We start from the raw sequence: 12,792 nt of genomic DNA on the forward strand, positions 1-12,792 counted from the left end.
TTTTCGCTTATTTTGAAGAGTTAAATCTCCGGCAATTGATATTATCGCGTTTGCCCAAGCGGCCTTACCACAACCTCGTTAACGGAGATATTGTCCGGCTGACTTATAGCATAAATAACTGCGTTGGCAATAGCCTCTTCATCAAGCTTAGGCATATTGGCAAGGTTGCCATACAAACTTTTAATCTTAGGGCTGGTAATATCATGCCCTAACTCCGACTTTGTAGCGCCGGGGTAAATAGTAGTCACCTTGATAGTTTGGGCAACCTCCTCGCGCAGGGTTTCCATAATGGCCTTAACCGCGAATTTGGTACCACTGTAAACGCCTATACCCGGCGATGTTTTTAAACCACCAACAGATGATGTTGAAACAATATGCCCTTCGCCGCGCCCGAGCATATGGGGCAGTACAGCATTAATGCCATACAATACACCTTTAATGTTAATGTCAATCATTTTATCCCACTCATCAACAAGCCCTTCTTCAAAAAAGGAAATAGGCATGATGCCGGCGTTATTCCACATTACGTCAACATGGCCAAATTTGGTTATGGCCCGCTGAATAAGATTGTCCAGATCGGCACGTTTGGTAACATCGGTTACTACATAGATGGCATTCCCGCCAATTTCTTCAACCAGGGCTTTCAGCTGATCTTCGCGGCGGGCTGCCAGAACCACTTTTGCGCCAAGCTGAGCCAGTTTGCGCGCTGCCGATGCACCGATGCCACTGCTGGCACCGGTTATCACAATCACTTTATCTTTGATACTTTGCATTTTTATTGTTTTTATACAGGTAGATATAGGGTAACAGAATAAAATTTAGAAATCGGTTGAGCAGGTTACATCCTGCCATTGCCTGATTTCCTGGTGTAAAGTATCAAGCTTAGCCAAGGCACGATTGTATGCATCACCACCTAACAGCAAGTATAACGGCGGGTTCTCCTCGTATACCGCGTTGATAATCGCGGTAGCGGCTTTTTCCGGGTCGCCGGCTTGTTTGCCATCCATTTTGAGATATTTGTTATGAATGGCGCGTACCTCTGTATAATCATCAATCTGATTGCCGGTAATGGAAAGCGAGCCCGCGGTAAGGAAACTGGTGCGGAATGCACCCGGTGCAACCACGGTTACCTTAACACCAAATTCTTTAACATCCGCAGCAAGCACTTCAGAAATGCCAATTACTGCATATTTAGATCCGGCATAAATAGCCCAGCCTGTATTTGCTGTAATACCTGCTATAGATGAAATGTTGATGATATGACCCGAGCGCTGTTTGCGCAGGTAAGGCATTACCGCACGGATTACGTTCAATGTACCGAATACGTTTACATCAAATGCCATGCGGGTTTCGGCATCACTAAGTTCCTCAATAGCACCGCCTATGCCGTAACCGGCATTATTGATCACCACATCTATGCGGCCAAAAACTTCATGAGTATGCTGTAAGGCAAGCGATACACTGCTTTCATTTGCCAGATCGACCTGGAGGGGTAAAAAATTATTGCTTGTTGTATTAACCGCTGTGGTTAACTCCTGTAAATTTCTGGAAGTAGCGGCAACAAGCTGTCCTGCATCCAGTAGTTGTTTTACCAGGCTCAGGCCAAAACCTTTTGAAGCTCCGGTAATAAACCATACTTTGTTGTTGTCCATAAAAATTGTCTGCTTTGTTTATTAAGATAGACAAAGTTACATTGGCAACAAAGGGGAGACATTACATTAATCAAACCAAAGGTTACAAAATTCAAACATTTCGGAACGAACTTGGTGTTTGCCGGGTTTGTTTTTTGAAAAAGTTATTGAAATGAGTAGGCTCTTCAAAGCCCAGGCAGTAGCCAATTTCAGAAATATTCCAGTCGGTATGCCTTAATAATGATTTGGCTTCGCTCAGCAGCCTGTCGGCAATATGGTCAGTAGTGGTTTTGCCGGTAGTTTCGCGGATGGCCCTGTTGAGGTGATTTACATGTACTGAAAGCCGCTGCGCAAAATCATTGGCAGAGCGCAGTGAAAACCGTTGCGACGGTGTTTCAATAGGAAACTGACGCTCCAGCAACTCGGTAAACACCGATGTTATCCGCGATTTAGCGTCAACGTGCTTATAAACATTTTCAGATGGCTCTGTTTTAAGCGCATAATAAATTAATTCGGTAACATAATTGCGCAGTAAATCATATTTAAAAGCATATTCGGTATTGATCTCGGTCAGCATTTTCTGAAAAAGAGCAGTTACATAGGCATCCTGCTCATCATTTAAGGCATACACAGGCTTGGCGTTAAGACCAAATACCGGAAACTCACTTAAGCCGGCACGGAACTTTTCCAGGAAAAACTCTTCGGTAAATATGCAGAAGAAACCGGTGCGGTCATCAGACATATGTTCAAATGTGTAAGGCACCATAGCGCTGAAAAACATCAGCGTTGTGCCCGAAAGCTTAATGCTTTTATCGGCATAGTGAATGATATTGTCGCCGCGCATCATACTGATCTTATAAAAGGTACGGCGACTATAAATTACCTGCTTCGCATTAGGGCCAATGCAATCCTCAATCCGGAATACATTAAAGTGCCCTATGTTTTGCTGTAGGTTATTGGGTAGCCAGTTAACCTTCTTTTGATAAAAATCCTCAAGTGTTTCTGCTTTCGACATAATTCAAAGTTACAAAAATCAAACCGGGGTGTCAAGTAGGGGTATTGCAGCGAGGTAATTGTAAAAAGCTTGCTGTAAAAAATAAAAGCCTCCCAACCTTGCGTCGGGAGACTTTCAACCTAAACCTTATCACAATTAAACCGGTAAGTTTACCAGTTCGTTGTTGTTATTACAATCACTGTGCCAAAACCCGAAACTTTTTAAATTTTTTGTTAATGTATCCTTGTTGATACATTAACAATAGGTTAAAAGGGAATTTACTTTACAAAAAGTGTGTAGATAAGTGTCAAAAAGACACTGTGACATTATTTGGCATTACAGAAAAGTGAACACTTTATGCCTCTTTTGCAGCTTTTTTTCTACGCAGGTAACTATCGGTTAAAAATAGCGCCAAAATTACATCAAACACGAAAAAACTTTTCATTAAAGGACTATTGAAAATACTGCTTGCTGAAGGCAGTTTTAAATTTGAAGGTAGCTTAACATCCAAGCCACTGAACAAGTTGCCCGAAATCCGGACATTTGAAAGTATAATTACAAGCAATGCCAATATGCTCAGCACAAAAAATGCTGCAATGCCCAATATTATTTTTTTATTGATGGTCGACTTTAATGGCGTCAACTGCTCGGCCCTGATGGCTTCCATTACATTATAACTAAAGGCCATTGATGGCTCATCAAGCTCCATATTGGCAAACTCCTGGCTTAACACAAGCAACTCGGTATACTTTTGCTTGTATACCTCGTCTGTTTCAATCAGCCGGGCAATGGCTTCCTGCTCTGCCGGAGTACAGGTACCATCAATATAGTTCCAAAGTTGTTCTTCGATGGTGTTCATATCAGTTCTTTCACCTCGTGTTTTAAATTGCGCTCCAGCTTTTCTTTCAAACGCTGGCGCGCTCTAAATAGTTTAACCTTAACGGTATTTGTTTCAATACCCATTGTTTGGGCAATTTCTTCTAATGATTGCTCCCCCTTATAAAACAGGGTAATAATAGTTGCATCATCGGGTAGCAATTGCTCAATAGCCTGGTTCAGGTAATACGACCGCGATTTATTTTCTACATTATTGGTATCATATGCCGATTCATGGCTTTCAACCTGTACAAATGTTCCCTCATCATCAATCGAATCGGTATCTACCCGTTTCTTTCTTAAAAATGTCATGGCTGTAGTATAAACTATACTATAAAGCCATGTACTAAATTTCGATTGCCCCTGAAACGATGCCAGCGAGCGGTAGGCTTTCACAAAACAATCCTGAGCAATCTCTTCAGCATCTTCGCGGCCTTTGGCAAAGCGCATAGCCAGCGTAAAAACAAAACGCTGGTGCCGCTTAACCAAATCTGCATAGGCAAATTGGTTACCCGCCAGGGTTTGCTCAATAAGTTCGATATCTGAAAGCTTGCTTTGCATTATATAACCTCTGTGACTACGCCTTAACAGATCGGGTTACACCTATATGTAAATATAATTTATTTTGATGGGAATGGTGTCGTGGTATGGCATTGCTTTTATGGCACAAAGGCACAAGCCGTCCATGCCCATACCAGCCACACAAGACTTGCGCCAGACGAGGGAACGCCATAGTCTGAACTCGAATTAAACGAATTTTCAGAATTTATAGAATTTACTTGGCATTCTGTTAATTCTTTAATTCAAAAAAATTCGAGTTCAGACAAACTTGCTAATCTCTAATCACCAACCACTAATCTCTATCATGGCGTTGCCTGCGGCCGGGCTTTACGCTCATACGCCTGCAGGCATTACGCTCCCGGCCGGTATCCGCTTCAATCCCTAACGCAAATTTGGGTTCAGTTAAAGTTTTGTTGTCCAAACTCAAACTCCCAAATACACACCCTTTATTCGTAACATAGGCCCAAACATTCAATCCTATAATTTTGTATTTTTACATTTAATATAAGGGAGTACTGCACGTTGATGGATGATAACAGGTTAAATATTTTAAATGAGTCTAACAGGATGCTCAGCAAGCTTCAGCTGCTGTCGGTGTTTTTTGAAGAGGACCTCATTTACAAGCTCTACCTGCGTACCCAGGTTATCCATAAACTTTTTGATTCCAATCCCGAGATCGATATCAACAAACTGGAGCTTTTTCACGTACAATTTACCGCCAGCCTGGTAGATCTGCTCCGGAAGATCAAAAAAAACAACGAGAACAATGTGAGCCTTGTGCTTGATGAGATCCAGCTTACCAAAGAGATGATTGATCAAATGGATGACAATGCACTCACCGAACAGGATTTTAAAATTGACAAACAACGTCAAGCCTTGAAAGTAAACCTTTCATTGCGGAAACTTTACCAGGTACTTTCAGATAATTCAAACGATTACCCTTTCTCTAAAAACATCAATGCTTTTAGTCTGCGGTATGGGTCCGACTTCTTTTATAATATAACGCCAGAGCTTTATAACGAACTGGTGCAGTATAATTATAACGATACCTATCATAATACTAACGCTATTATTCAGCGCAAACTGATGGGTGTGTTATTGAAACGCGAATTCCGCACCGAGTTTTACTGCGGCTTAAAGGCCGGAAACCTCATACTGGAAGTGTATAAATTTATGGATGAAGACAGATACTTTTTATTTTCGCCTGCCAATAATTTATTCCTATTTTGCGACGTAACAAAGCTTTCGGGCATAGAGAGTAATAGCAATCTGTCTAAAAAAGAAAAACTGGCGCATGAGCTGCAGGATAAAATTGATAAACTGCAAAGCGATGTGGTAACGATGAAATCATATATGCCACCCGAAATAAAATCCCTGTTAGCCGAAAACTATAAAAAAATAGCCGACATCAACTTTTTACAAAGCCTGAGCGATGTTGATGTGCAAGCCAACATTTTAAAAGCAATGCTTAATACCGATATCATATAATTTATGGAGTTTTTACACTATGTGCTTGGCCCCGACCTGAAGGCCGGCGTCCTTATTATTTTAAACCTGATTGTTATTGAGAGCCTGCTCTCTGTTGATAATGCTGCCGTACTGGCTACCATGGTGCTCGACCTGCCGCCGCACCAGCGTAAAAAAGCCTTGCGTTACGGCATCATCGGCGCATACGTTTTACGTGGTGTTTGTTTGTTTTTAGCAGCCTGGCTGGTATCTGTTTGGTGGTTAAAACCACTTGGCGGTTTATACCTCATTTATTTATGCTTCAACTATTTTAAAGGTAAATTCTCAGCCGGCGATGGTGATGGAGAAGAGGAATCTGTTGATAAAAACAAAAACTGGCTTTACCGTTCAACTGTAGGTTTGATAGGTAATTTATGGGCAACCATCGCCTTAGTTGAGCTGATGGACCTTGCCTTCTCTATCGACAACGTTTTTGCGGCAGTGGCTTTTACCGATCATAAAATGCTGATCTATATCGGCGTGTTCATTGGCATCCTGGCTATGCGTTTTGTGGCGCAGGCTTTTGTAAGGCTGATGGAAAAATTCACCTTCCTGGAAACTGTGGCTTTTATTGTGATCGGCGTGCTGGGGATTAAACTGTCCTCATCATTATATGTTCACTTTTTCCCCGAAGCCGGATTTTCAAAACTGATGGAGGGCGAAAGCGCTGATATTTTCACTTCAGTATTTACCGTGGCTATATTTATTATCCCGGTACTTACATCACTGCTGTTCAACTTCCCTAAAAGACATACCATTGAGCCCGAAGTTGCCGAAGCAGCAGAGGATGTGCTGGATAAGCAGTAGTGTTCAGTTGGCAGTTTTGAGTTGGCAGTGTGCAGTAAGTGAATGGAAAGTTTAAAAAAAAAACGGGCTCGCGCGATTCCCTCCCCCGGGAGGGTGTAGGAAGGGATTTCTTGCACCATGCATGATTTTGCACGGTGCATAAACCCCTCCCTGCCACAACACAGACAGCCGCACCCCTCCCGAGGGAGGGAATGAAAATATTACTTAACGATATAAATTAAATGTTCTTAAATAAAACAATAGCGTCCATCTTCGGCATCGGCTTTTTAAAAGGCGGGGGCACCTATGCAGCCATTGTTACCTGCGGCTTTATCTGGCTGCTGTGGCAAAGCCCGGCGCTGCAAAACCCGTGGTACCTGTTTGTTATTACCATATTTATTACCGCGCTCGGCGTATTTGTAGGTAACAAAGTTGAACCTGATTGGGGCGAAGACAGTTCGCGTGTAGTAATTGATGAAGTTGCCGGAATGCTGATAGCCATGCTTTTTATTCCCGCTAACATATATTTCCTTTTAGCCGGGTTGGTACTGTTTCGCTTTTTTGATATTGTGAAACCGCTTGGTGTTCGCAAAATGGAAGATCTGGGCGGCGGTTTAGGTGTGATGATGGACGATGTGCTGGCTGGCGTTTATTCCAACATCCTGCTTTGGGTAGGGTATTTTGTTTGGATGAAGTTTGGAGCGCATTAATTCATAGAGCCTGCCGGGACGGGCACAAGTGAGCATCGCCACATCCCGCCACACAACACTTGCGCCATAGAAGGCGTGCCAGAGGTACACAACTGCGGCGTTCCGTACCTCTGGCACGGTAATGTCGTATATGTTCATTGCTACAAACCTGTTCCCCCTCTGGGGGATTTTTGTTTAAGCCTTATAAATATCACTTCCTTTCCTGTAACAACCTCCCCCTGCCACCGTCTTATTTTTGTGTAGACAATTTTTACAATATCACCCCAATAAAACATCTACCTTAGATTAAATGTTTAATTGCCGGTTTGTCACCGGCCAGTACCTGCAATGCCGCGCAAAACCCAAAAGGCAATACAGGTTTCACCAAAAAAATAACACATACTAAAATGGCTATTAACTTACAAAAAGGGCAGAAAATAGATATCGGCCTTTCAAAAATGACAGTTGGTTTGGGCTGGAACCCAAACGAAGGTACAGGTTATGATTTCGATCTTGACGTATCGGCCATCATGATCGATGCTAACAGACTGGTACCGCAGGATGAGTTTTTTGTGTTCTATAATAATGTCGACTCGCCCGAGCAATCGGTGCACCACACCGGCGATGATCCTACCGGCGGCAATAGTGACGGCGGCGATGACGAGTCAATCACTGTTGACCTCACCAAAGTGGATGCCCGCATCCAGGAGATCCTTTTTGTGGTTACCATCCACGAGGCGCAGGCCCGCCGCCAGAATTTTGGACAGGTACGAGACTCATACATTCGTATATTAGATAACCAAACAGGCGCCGAAGTTTGCAAATATGAACTGGGCGAAGATTTTTCTATCGAAACGGCTATTGAGTTTGGCAGGTTGTACAAACGCGGTGGTGCATGGAAATTTGAAGCATCGGGCGTAGGTTATAAAGAGGACCTCGCTTTCTTTTTAAGTAAATATTTCAAAGGGCAAATAATCAAATAAGGCAATGGCTATAAATTTGGTAAAAGGTCAAACAATTGACCTGCGTAAAAATGATAAAGGCGAAAGTTTCGACCTGTCATCAGTAACTATTGGTTTAGGCTGGGATGTACGTAAAAGCAACGGCGGCTTTTTAGGCAAGCTGTTTGGCGGCGGCGAAGAGGCTGAATATGACCTTGATGCGATAGCATTTTTATTAGACAAAAACGGCAAAGTAGCCAATCGTGGTTATGCCAAGCAAACTGCCAATGGCCGTACCATTAATATGTTTGAGGGCGATGTGATCTACTTTAATTCTATGCGTCATCCATCAGGTCACATTTGGTTAACCGGCGATAACCGTACCGGTGCGGGAGAAGGCGACGATGAGCAGATCATCGTAAAACTTGATTCGCTCGACCCTAAGTATGACCGCATCCTGTTCCTGGTAGCCATTTACCAGGGGCGTAAAAACAACCAGCACTTTGGTATGGTGGAAAACGCTTTTATCCGCGCGGTTGATAGTCATGGTAAAGAGATTGCTAAGTTTAGTCTCTCCGGCGATTCGACATACAACGGCATGTGCTCTATGACCTTTGCCGAAGTATACCGTAAGGACGGCACCTGGAAGTTTCGTGCCATCGGCGATCCGCATTCAACTGATAGCCTTTCGGAGTTGCTGAGGAACTATTAATATAAAACCATGTCATTGCGAGGAGGAACGACGAAGCAATCGCATGCTATACAGGGCGAATATGCTTCCGTGCGATTGCCACGCTATCGCTCGCAATGACATGGTGGTTATTTACCATCTACCTAAAAAACAATGTACCAGCACTATTCATTTGATCTTTGGCTTACGCTGATCAAATCAAATCCATACTTTAAGATAGAGCGCACCAAGATCTTTCACCGGGATTTTAATCCGGCGGGTAAAAGTATTGATGAGGTGGCACGGGCCTTCCGGCAGGTTGACCTGATGTGCAACGCAGTAAATGAGCGTACCGGCAAAAATATTGATGCTGATGAAATGTACCTGATGGTGATCAGCACAATTAATGATAACCAATACCCGCTTGCTGATGTTGACACCGATAAGCTTTATGCAGATATGGAAAAACTGCTGTTCTATTACCTGCCGGTGGTTTACTCGCCTGTAACAATTGATACGCTGCAGCATCTAAAACAGAAAGGCGATTGCTCATTGAGTATTTTAAGTAATACAGGTTTTATAAAGGGAGAAACGCTCCGCAAGGTGATGGTTAAGTTAGGGCTGGCAGACTTTTTTAACTTCCAGATATATTCGGATGAGGAAGGAATGTCAAAACCCAACCGGGGGTTGTTCAACCTGATGGTGCAAAAAGTTAAAGATTGTAACGAACCGAAGCAGATAGGCCTCACAGAAATTATACATATAGGCGACAACCCGGCAGCAGATATAACAGGGGCTAATGACGCAGGTCTCAATAGCTTGCTCATCAATTCAAACAACTTATCCATTTTAACCTTATTAAGTTCATGAAAGCTACCTACTCGTTACATCACATCAACAGCGCAACTCATTTTGGTTTCGATGCCGATGATTACAGTCGCTTTAAGTTTGGCGATGGTGAACTATCCAGCTATTTTGGTACCGACCTGGCCGATGGTTTTATTGCAACGCATTTAAGTAAACAGCCGATAAAGCAACAAATAGTAGTGATCTCGAGCCCGTACTCGTTTATCCCTACGGCTACTTTTGCTATGAAAAATCATTTTGTTTGCAGGCTTAACCGCTGGCTGGCTAATCACGGTTACCCGGTGGTACAGGAAACAAAGGTACATCGTACCATAACCTATAAAGAAGATTATGGCGAACTGGATGCGGCACAAAGGATCAATTTAATTGGTAACGATTCGTTTCATATTGATAAGGATTTCCTTACGGGCAAAACATTGCTGTTTTTGGATGACATCAAAATAACCGGCAGCCACGAGCGTATGATCATGAAAATGGTTGATGAGTACGGCTTACAGAACGATATTTATATGCTGTACTTTGCCGAACTGGTGAACAAAAACATCCACCCCAATATTGAGAATTATCTCAATTACCATCACGTCAAAAACATCTATCATTTAGATGATATCATTAAAGGCGATGATTTTTGCATCAATACCCGCATAGTAAAATATATTTTAAATTACGATCACGAAAGTTTTTGCATTTTTATACAGGATCAAGGCAGCAATTTCATAAACTTGTTGTACGATATGGCTTTAGGGAATGGTTATCATACCATTGAAGCCTATGCGCCTAACTTAAACTTTATTAAACAAAACCTATTAATAAACAATAATAAACTAATTCAGCATGGCAATTAACTTGCAAAAAGGCCAAAGGGAAACCATTGGTGCCCCTAAATTTACCATAGGCCTTGGTTGGGATACAAACAGCTCATCAACAGGCTCGGCCTTTGACCTGGATGCCTCGGTGTTCATCATGGGCGATAACAAAAAAATACTGACCGACGAATTTTTCGTTTTTTACAATAATTCAAAATCTCCGGATGGTGCGGTTGAGCATACCGGCGATAACCTGACCGGTGCCGGCGATGGCGATGATGAGCAGATCATTGTCGACCTGTCAAAGATCGATCCGCGTGCTACCGAGATCTGTATTGTGGTAACGATTCATGAGGCCGAGAGCCGCCGCCAGAATTTCGGGCAGGTGCGCAACTCTTTCGTTCGCATTTTTGATTCGGCTACCAATGTCGATATTTTGAAATATGAGCTGGAAGAAGATTTTTCGATAGAAACCGCCGTTGAGTTTGGCCGTATCTACAAAAAAGACAATAACTGGAAATTTGAAGCTGTAGGCGCAGGCATGAAGGGTGGCCTGCAGGATTATTTAAACAAATACAACTAAAAATATGGCTATCAATCTTCAAAAGGGGCAAAGGATCAGCCTTGAAAAAAGTAACGGCAGCAAATTACAAAATGTATGCGTTGGAATAAATTGGGGTGCCATTGAAAAGAAAGGCCTGTTTGGCTTTGGTACCACCAAAGAAGCTGTTGACCTTGATGCCAGCTGTATTTTGTATAACGACAGCAAACAGCTGATAGATGTGATCTACTTTGGCAACCTGCGCTCAAAAGATCATTCTGTAAGGCACAGCGGCGACGACCTTACCGGTGACATGGCCGGTAACGATGGCCTGGACAATGAAGTCATCACTGTTGACTTTGGTACGCTGAGCCCAACTGTAAACTACGTGGCCTTTGTATTGAACAGCTTCCGCGGCCAGGATTTTGGTACTATCCCATTTGCGTCTATCCGCATTTATGAAGGTACGCCAACCCGCGTTAACGAGATCTTCGCTACTTATGACATTGCGCACAGCAAAGATTTTGCAGGCCACGTATCCATGGTTATGGGCGTATTTTACAAAAAGAACGGCGAGTGGAAATTTAATGCCATTGGCGAGCCAACCCGCGACCGCAAGCTGGAAGAAACGGTGAAAACTGTAACTGCAACCTATTTATAAAAGTTAAAAAGTCATTGGTCTTGAGTATTAAGCCTGATGGCTTTTAACATGAACTAATTAAGTACTGCTAAATCATTAATAATAAGATTATGGAAAGTGCACCAAACAATGATGAACTAAATCTGAATATACCACCGCTGATCACTCCAACCAACCTGGATCTTCCGGCAGCAGCTTCACCGGCCAGCAATGTGCCTATGAAGGTAGATAAGCAGGGCAATGTAAACCTTGATGCTATACCAAGCCAGGATTTGCAAAAGTATAGTGACATGGGTAAGGATATCAATCCGGCCGATGTTAACTCGATACTGAACTACGGCGTTGAGGTACAAAACTCAATGGAGAAATACAGCAACAACTTTCTTACCTCGGTACGTACCTATAACTCGGGCGAGGTAGGCGGACTGATTAACGAGTTGCTTACCGAGCTTAACTATATTGACGTTGACGAGCTTAACCAAAACGCGTTCACCTCGTTCATATCACATATCCCCTTCATGAAAAAGCTGGTAGTTGATACCAAAAAGCTTTTCCAGAAGTATGATACCGTGGTTAACAACATTGATAAGATCACCAATAAGATCAAGGCCGGTCGTGTTAACTCTTTGAAGGATAATAGCTCACTGCAAACCATGTTTGACAGCAACGTTACCTACATTAAGCAAATGGAAGACCTGATCATCGCCGGGCAGCTCAAATACAATGAACTTAACGAAAAGCTGGCAGTGATGGACGGTAACCCCACAGGTTACCAGGATTATGAAATTGCCGATCTGCGCGATTTTGTGAACCGTTTGGATAAACGCCTGGCCGATCTAAAGGTAGTTCGTTTTATCATGCTGCAATCGCTGGCGCAGATCCGTGTGGTACAAAATAACAATACCACTATTGCCGAAAAGGCGCAGTCTATTGTATCAACTACGATCCCGGTTTGGAAAAACCAGCTTACCATAGCTGTAGCCTTGAACCGCCAGAAAGAGAATGTGGAGATGCAGAAAAAGATCTCGGATACGACCAACACCATTTTGCAAAAGAACGCCGAAATGCTGAAACAAAACAGTATTGACGTAGCCCGCGAAAATGAAAAAACGGTAGTGTCATTAGATACGCTGAAAAAGACAACCTCATCGCTTATTGAAACCCTTACCGAGGTAAAACGCATTCACGACGAAGGCACAGCCAACCGCCGTACCCTGAATACCGAACTCCAAAACCTGGAAACAGAGTTGAAAAAGACGGTAACGAGTGTGAGTTAACCCCACC

The 12,792-nt window shown here is 43.0% G+C and carries 15 protein-coding genes; 10 read left to right on the plus strand and 5 right to left on the minus strand.

Features of this window, described 5'->3' with window-relative positions; genetic code table 11:
• Positions 1 to 41: 41 nt before the first annotated feature.
• From ACEN9X_RS10305 to ACEN9X_RS10325, 5 genes are all read right to left on the minus strand, one after another.
• Positions 42 to 773: an SDR family oxidoreductase gene (locus ACEN9X_RS10305; RefSeq protein ID WP_413670290.1), complete on the minus strand. Its 732-nt coding sequence runs from the start codon at positions 771 to 773 to the stop codon at positions 42 to 44.
• 45 nt (positions 774 to 818) lie between these two features.
• Positions 819 to 1,652, minus strand: coding sequence for an oxidoreductase (locus ACEN9X_RS10310; RefSeq protein WP_413670291.1), 834 nt, complete (start codon positions 1,650 to 1,652; stop codon positions 819 to 821).
• 91 nt (positions 1,653 to 1,743) lie between these two features.
• Positions 1,744 to 2,646 carry a helix-turn-helix domain-containing protein gene (locus tag ACEN9X_RS10315; RefSeq protein ID WP_413670292.1) on the minus strand — a complete coding sequence of 301 codons (903 nt, stop codon included), beginning with the start codon at positions 2,644 to 2,646 and terminating at the stop codon, positions 1,744 to 1,746.
• 334 nt (positions 2,647 to 2,980) lie between these two features.
• The gene (locus ACEN9X_RS10320) at positions 2,981 to 3,484 is read right to left on the minus strand and encodes a hypothetical protein (RefSeq protein ID WP_413670293.1); all 504 of its coding nucleotides are present in this window, start codon (positions 3,482 to 3,484) and stop codon (positions 2,981 to 2,983) included.
• On the minus strand, positions 3,481 to 4,062 hold the full coding sequence (locus ACEN9X_RS10325) for an RNA polymerase sigma factor (protein WP_110586394.1): 582 nt from the start codon (positions 4,060 to 4,062) through the stop codon (positions 3,481 to 3,483). Before ACEN9X_RS10325 ends, ACEN9X_RS10320 begins: the two co-directional genes overlap by 4 nt.
• A gap of 525 nt (positions 4,063 to 4,587) precedes the next feature.
• Between ACEN9X_RS10325 and ACEN9X_RS10330 the strand changes: the two genes are divergently transcribed.
• The 10 genes from ACEN9X_RS10330 to ACEN9X_RS10375 all read left to right on the plus strand — a co-directional run bounded on the left by ACEN9X_RS10330 (position 4,588) and on the right by ACEN9X_RS10375 (position 12,785).
• Positions 4,588 to 5,550 carry a hypothetical protein gene (locus tag ACEN9X_RS10330; RefSeq protein WP_413670294.1) on the plus strand — a complete coding sequence of 321 codons (963 nt, stop codon included), beginning with the start codon at positions 4,588 to 4,590 and terminating at the stop codon, positions 5,548 to 5,550.
• Positions 5,551 to 5,553: 3 nt separating this feature from the next.
• The gene (locus tag ACEN9X_RS10335; RefSeq protein WP_413670295.1) at positions 5,554 to 6,375 is read left to right on the plus strand and encodes a TerC family protein; all 822 of its coding nucleotides are present in this window, start codon (positions 5,554 to 5,556) and stop codon (positions 6,373 to 6,375) included.
• A gap of 221 nt (positions 6,376 to 6,596) precedes the next feature.
• Complete coding sequence (locus ACEN9X_RS10340) at positions 6,597 to 7,064, plus strand: phosphatidylglycerophosphatase A (protein ID WP_413670296.1); 468 nt, start codon at positions 6,597 to 6,599, stop codon at positions 7,062 to 7,064.
• Between the two features lie 386 nt (positions 7,065 to 7,450).
• A complete protein-coding gene (locus ACEN9X_RS10345; protein ID WP_090531232.1) occupies positions 7,451 to 8,026 on the plus strand; it encodes a TerD family protein in 576 nt (191 codons plus the stop codon).
• A 4-nt stretch (positions 8,027 to 8,030) separates the two neighbouring features.
• Positions 8,031 to 8,696: a TerD family protein gene (locus ACEN9X_RS10350; RefSeq protein WP_091209877.1), complete on the plus strand. Its 666-nt coding sequence runs from the start codon at positions 8,031 to 8,033 to the stop codon at positions 8,694 to 8,696.
• A 132-nt stretch (positions 8,697 to 8,828) separates the two neighbouring features.
• Positions 8,829 to 9,524 carry an HAD family hydrolase gene (locus ACEN9X_RS10355; RefSeq protein ID WP_413670297.1) on the plus strand — a complete coding sequence of 232 codons (696 nt, stop codon included), beginning with the start codon at positions 8,829 to 8,831 and terminating at the stop codon, positions 9,522 to 9,524.
• On the plus strand, positions 9,521 to 10,366 hold the full coding sequence (locus ACEN9X_RS10360) for a phosphoribosyltransferase family protein (protein ID WP_413670298.1): 846 nt from the start codon (positions 9,521 to 9,523) through the stop codon (positions 10,364 to 10,366). Before ACEN9X_RS10355 ends, ACEN9X_RS10360 begins: the two co-directional genes overlap by 4 nt.
• The gene (locus tag ACEN9X_RS10365; RefSeq protein ID WP_413670299.1) at positions 10,356 to 10,910 is read left to right on the plus strand and encodes a TerD family protein; all 555 of its coding nucleotides are present in this window, start codon (positions 10,356 to 10,358) and stop codon (positions 10,908 to 10,910) included. The genes ACEN9X_RS10360 and ACEN9X_RS10365 overlap by 11 nt, the downstream gene beginning before the upstream one ends.
• Positions 10,911 to 10,914: 4 nt before the next feature.
• Entirely contained in the window at positions 10,915 to 11,529 is a 615-nt protein-coding gene (locus ACEN9X_RS10370; protein WP_413670300.1) for a TerD family protein, read from the plus strand.
• Positions 11,530 to 11,618: 89 nt separating this feature from the next.
• The gene (locus ACEN9X_RS10375) at positions 11,619 to 12,785 is read left to right on the plus strand and encodes a toxic anion resistance protein (RefSeq protein WP_413670301.1); all 1,167 of its coding nucleotides are present in this window, start codon (positions 11,619 to 11,621) and stop codon (positions 12,783 to 12,785) included.
• Positions 12,786 to 12,792 lie beyond the last annotated feature (7 nt).

The organism is Mucilaginibacter sp. Mucisp86 (genome assembly GCF_047324315.1).
Taxonomy (GTDB): domain Bacteria; phylum Bacteroidota; class Bacteroidia; order Sphingobacteriales; family Sphingobacteriaceae; genus Mucilaginibacter.

Coding starts and splice junctions, on each gene's coding strand:
- ACEN9X_RS10305 (WP_413670290.1), bottom strand. CDS start 773: ATGCAAAGTATCAAAGATAAAGTGATTGTGATAACCGGTGCCAGCAGT.
- ACEN9X_RS10310 (WP_413670291.1), bottom strand. CDS start 1,652: ATGGACAACAACAAAGTATGGTTTATTACCGGAGCTTCAAAAGGTTTT.
- ACEN9X_RS10315 (WP_413670292.1), bottom strand. CDS start 2,646: ATGTCGAAAGCAGAAACACTTGAGGATTTTTATCAAAAGAAGGTTAAC.
- ACEN9X_RS10320 (WP_413670293.1), bottom strand. CDS start 3,484: ATGAACACCATCGAAGAACAACTTTGGAACTATATTGATGGTACCTGT.
- ACEN9X_RS10325 (WP_110586394.1), bottom strand. CDS start 4,062: ATGCAAAGCAAGCTTTCAGATATCGAACTTATTGAGCAAACCCTGGCG.
- ACEN9X_RS10330 (WP_413670294.1), top strand. CDS start 4,588: ATGGATGATAACAGGTTAAATATTTTAAATGAGTCTAACAGGATGCTC.
- ACEN9X_RS10335 (WP_413670295.1), top strand. CDS start 5,554: ATGGAGTTTTTACACTATGTGCTTGGCCCCGACCTGAAGGCCGGCGTC.
- ACEN9X_RS10340 (WP_413670296.1), top strand. CDS start 6,597: ATGTTCTTAAATAAAACAATAGCGTCCATCTTCGGCATCGGCTTTTTA.
- ACEN9X_RS10345 (WP_090531232.1), top strand. CDS start 7,451: ATGGCTATTAACTTACAAAAAGGGCAGAAAATAGATATCGGCCTTTCA.
- ACEN9X_RS10350 (WP_091209877.1), top strand. CDS start 8,031: ATGGCTATAAATTTGGTAAAAGGTCAAACAATTGACCTGCGTAAAAAT.
- ACEN9X_RS10355 (WP_413670297.1), top strand. CDS start 8,829: ATGTACCAGCACTATTCATTTGATCTTTGGCTTACGCTGATCAAATCA.
- ACEN9X_RS10360 (WP_413670298.1), top strand. CDS start 9,521: ATGAAAGCTACCTACTCGTTACATCACATCAACAGCGCAACTCATTTT.
- ACEN9X_RS10365 (WP_413670299.1), top strand. CDS start 10,356: ATGGCAATTAACTTGCAAAAAGGCCAAAGGGAAACCATTGGTGCCCCT.
- ACEN9X_RS10370 (WP_413670300.1), top strand. CDS start 10,915: ATGGCTATCAATCTTCAAAAGGGGCAAAGGATCAGCCTTGAAAAAAGT.
- ACEN9X_RS10375 (WP_413670301.1), top strand. CDS start 11,619: ATGGAAAGTGCACCAAACAATGATGAACTAAATCTGAATATACCACCG.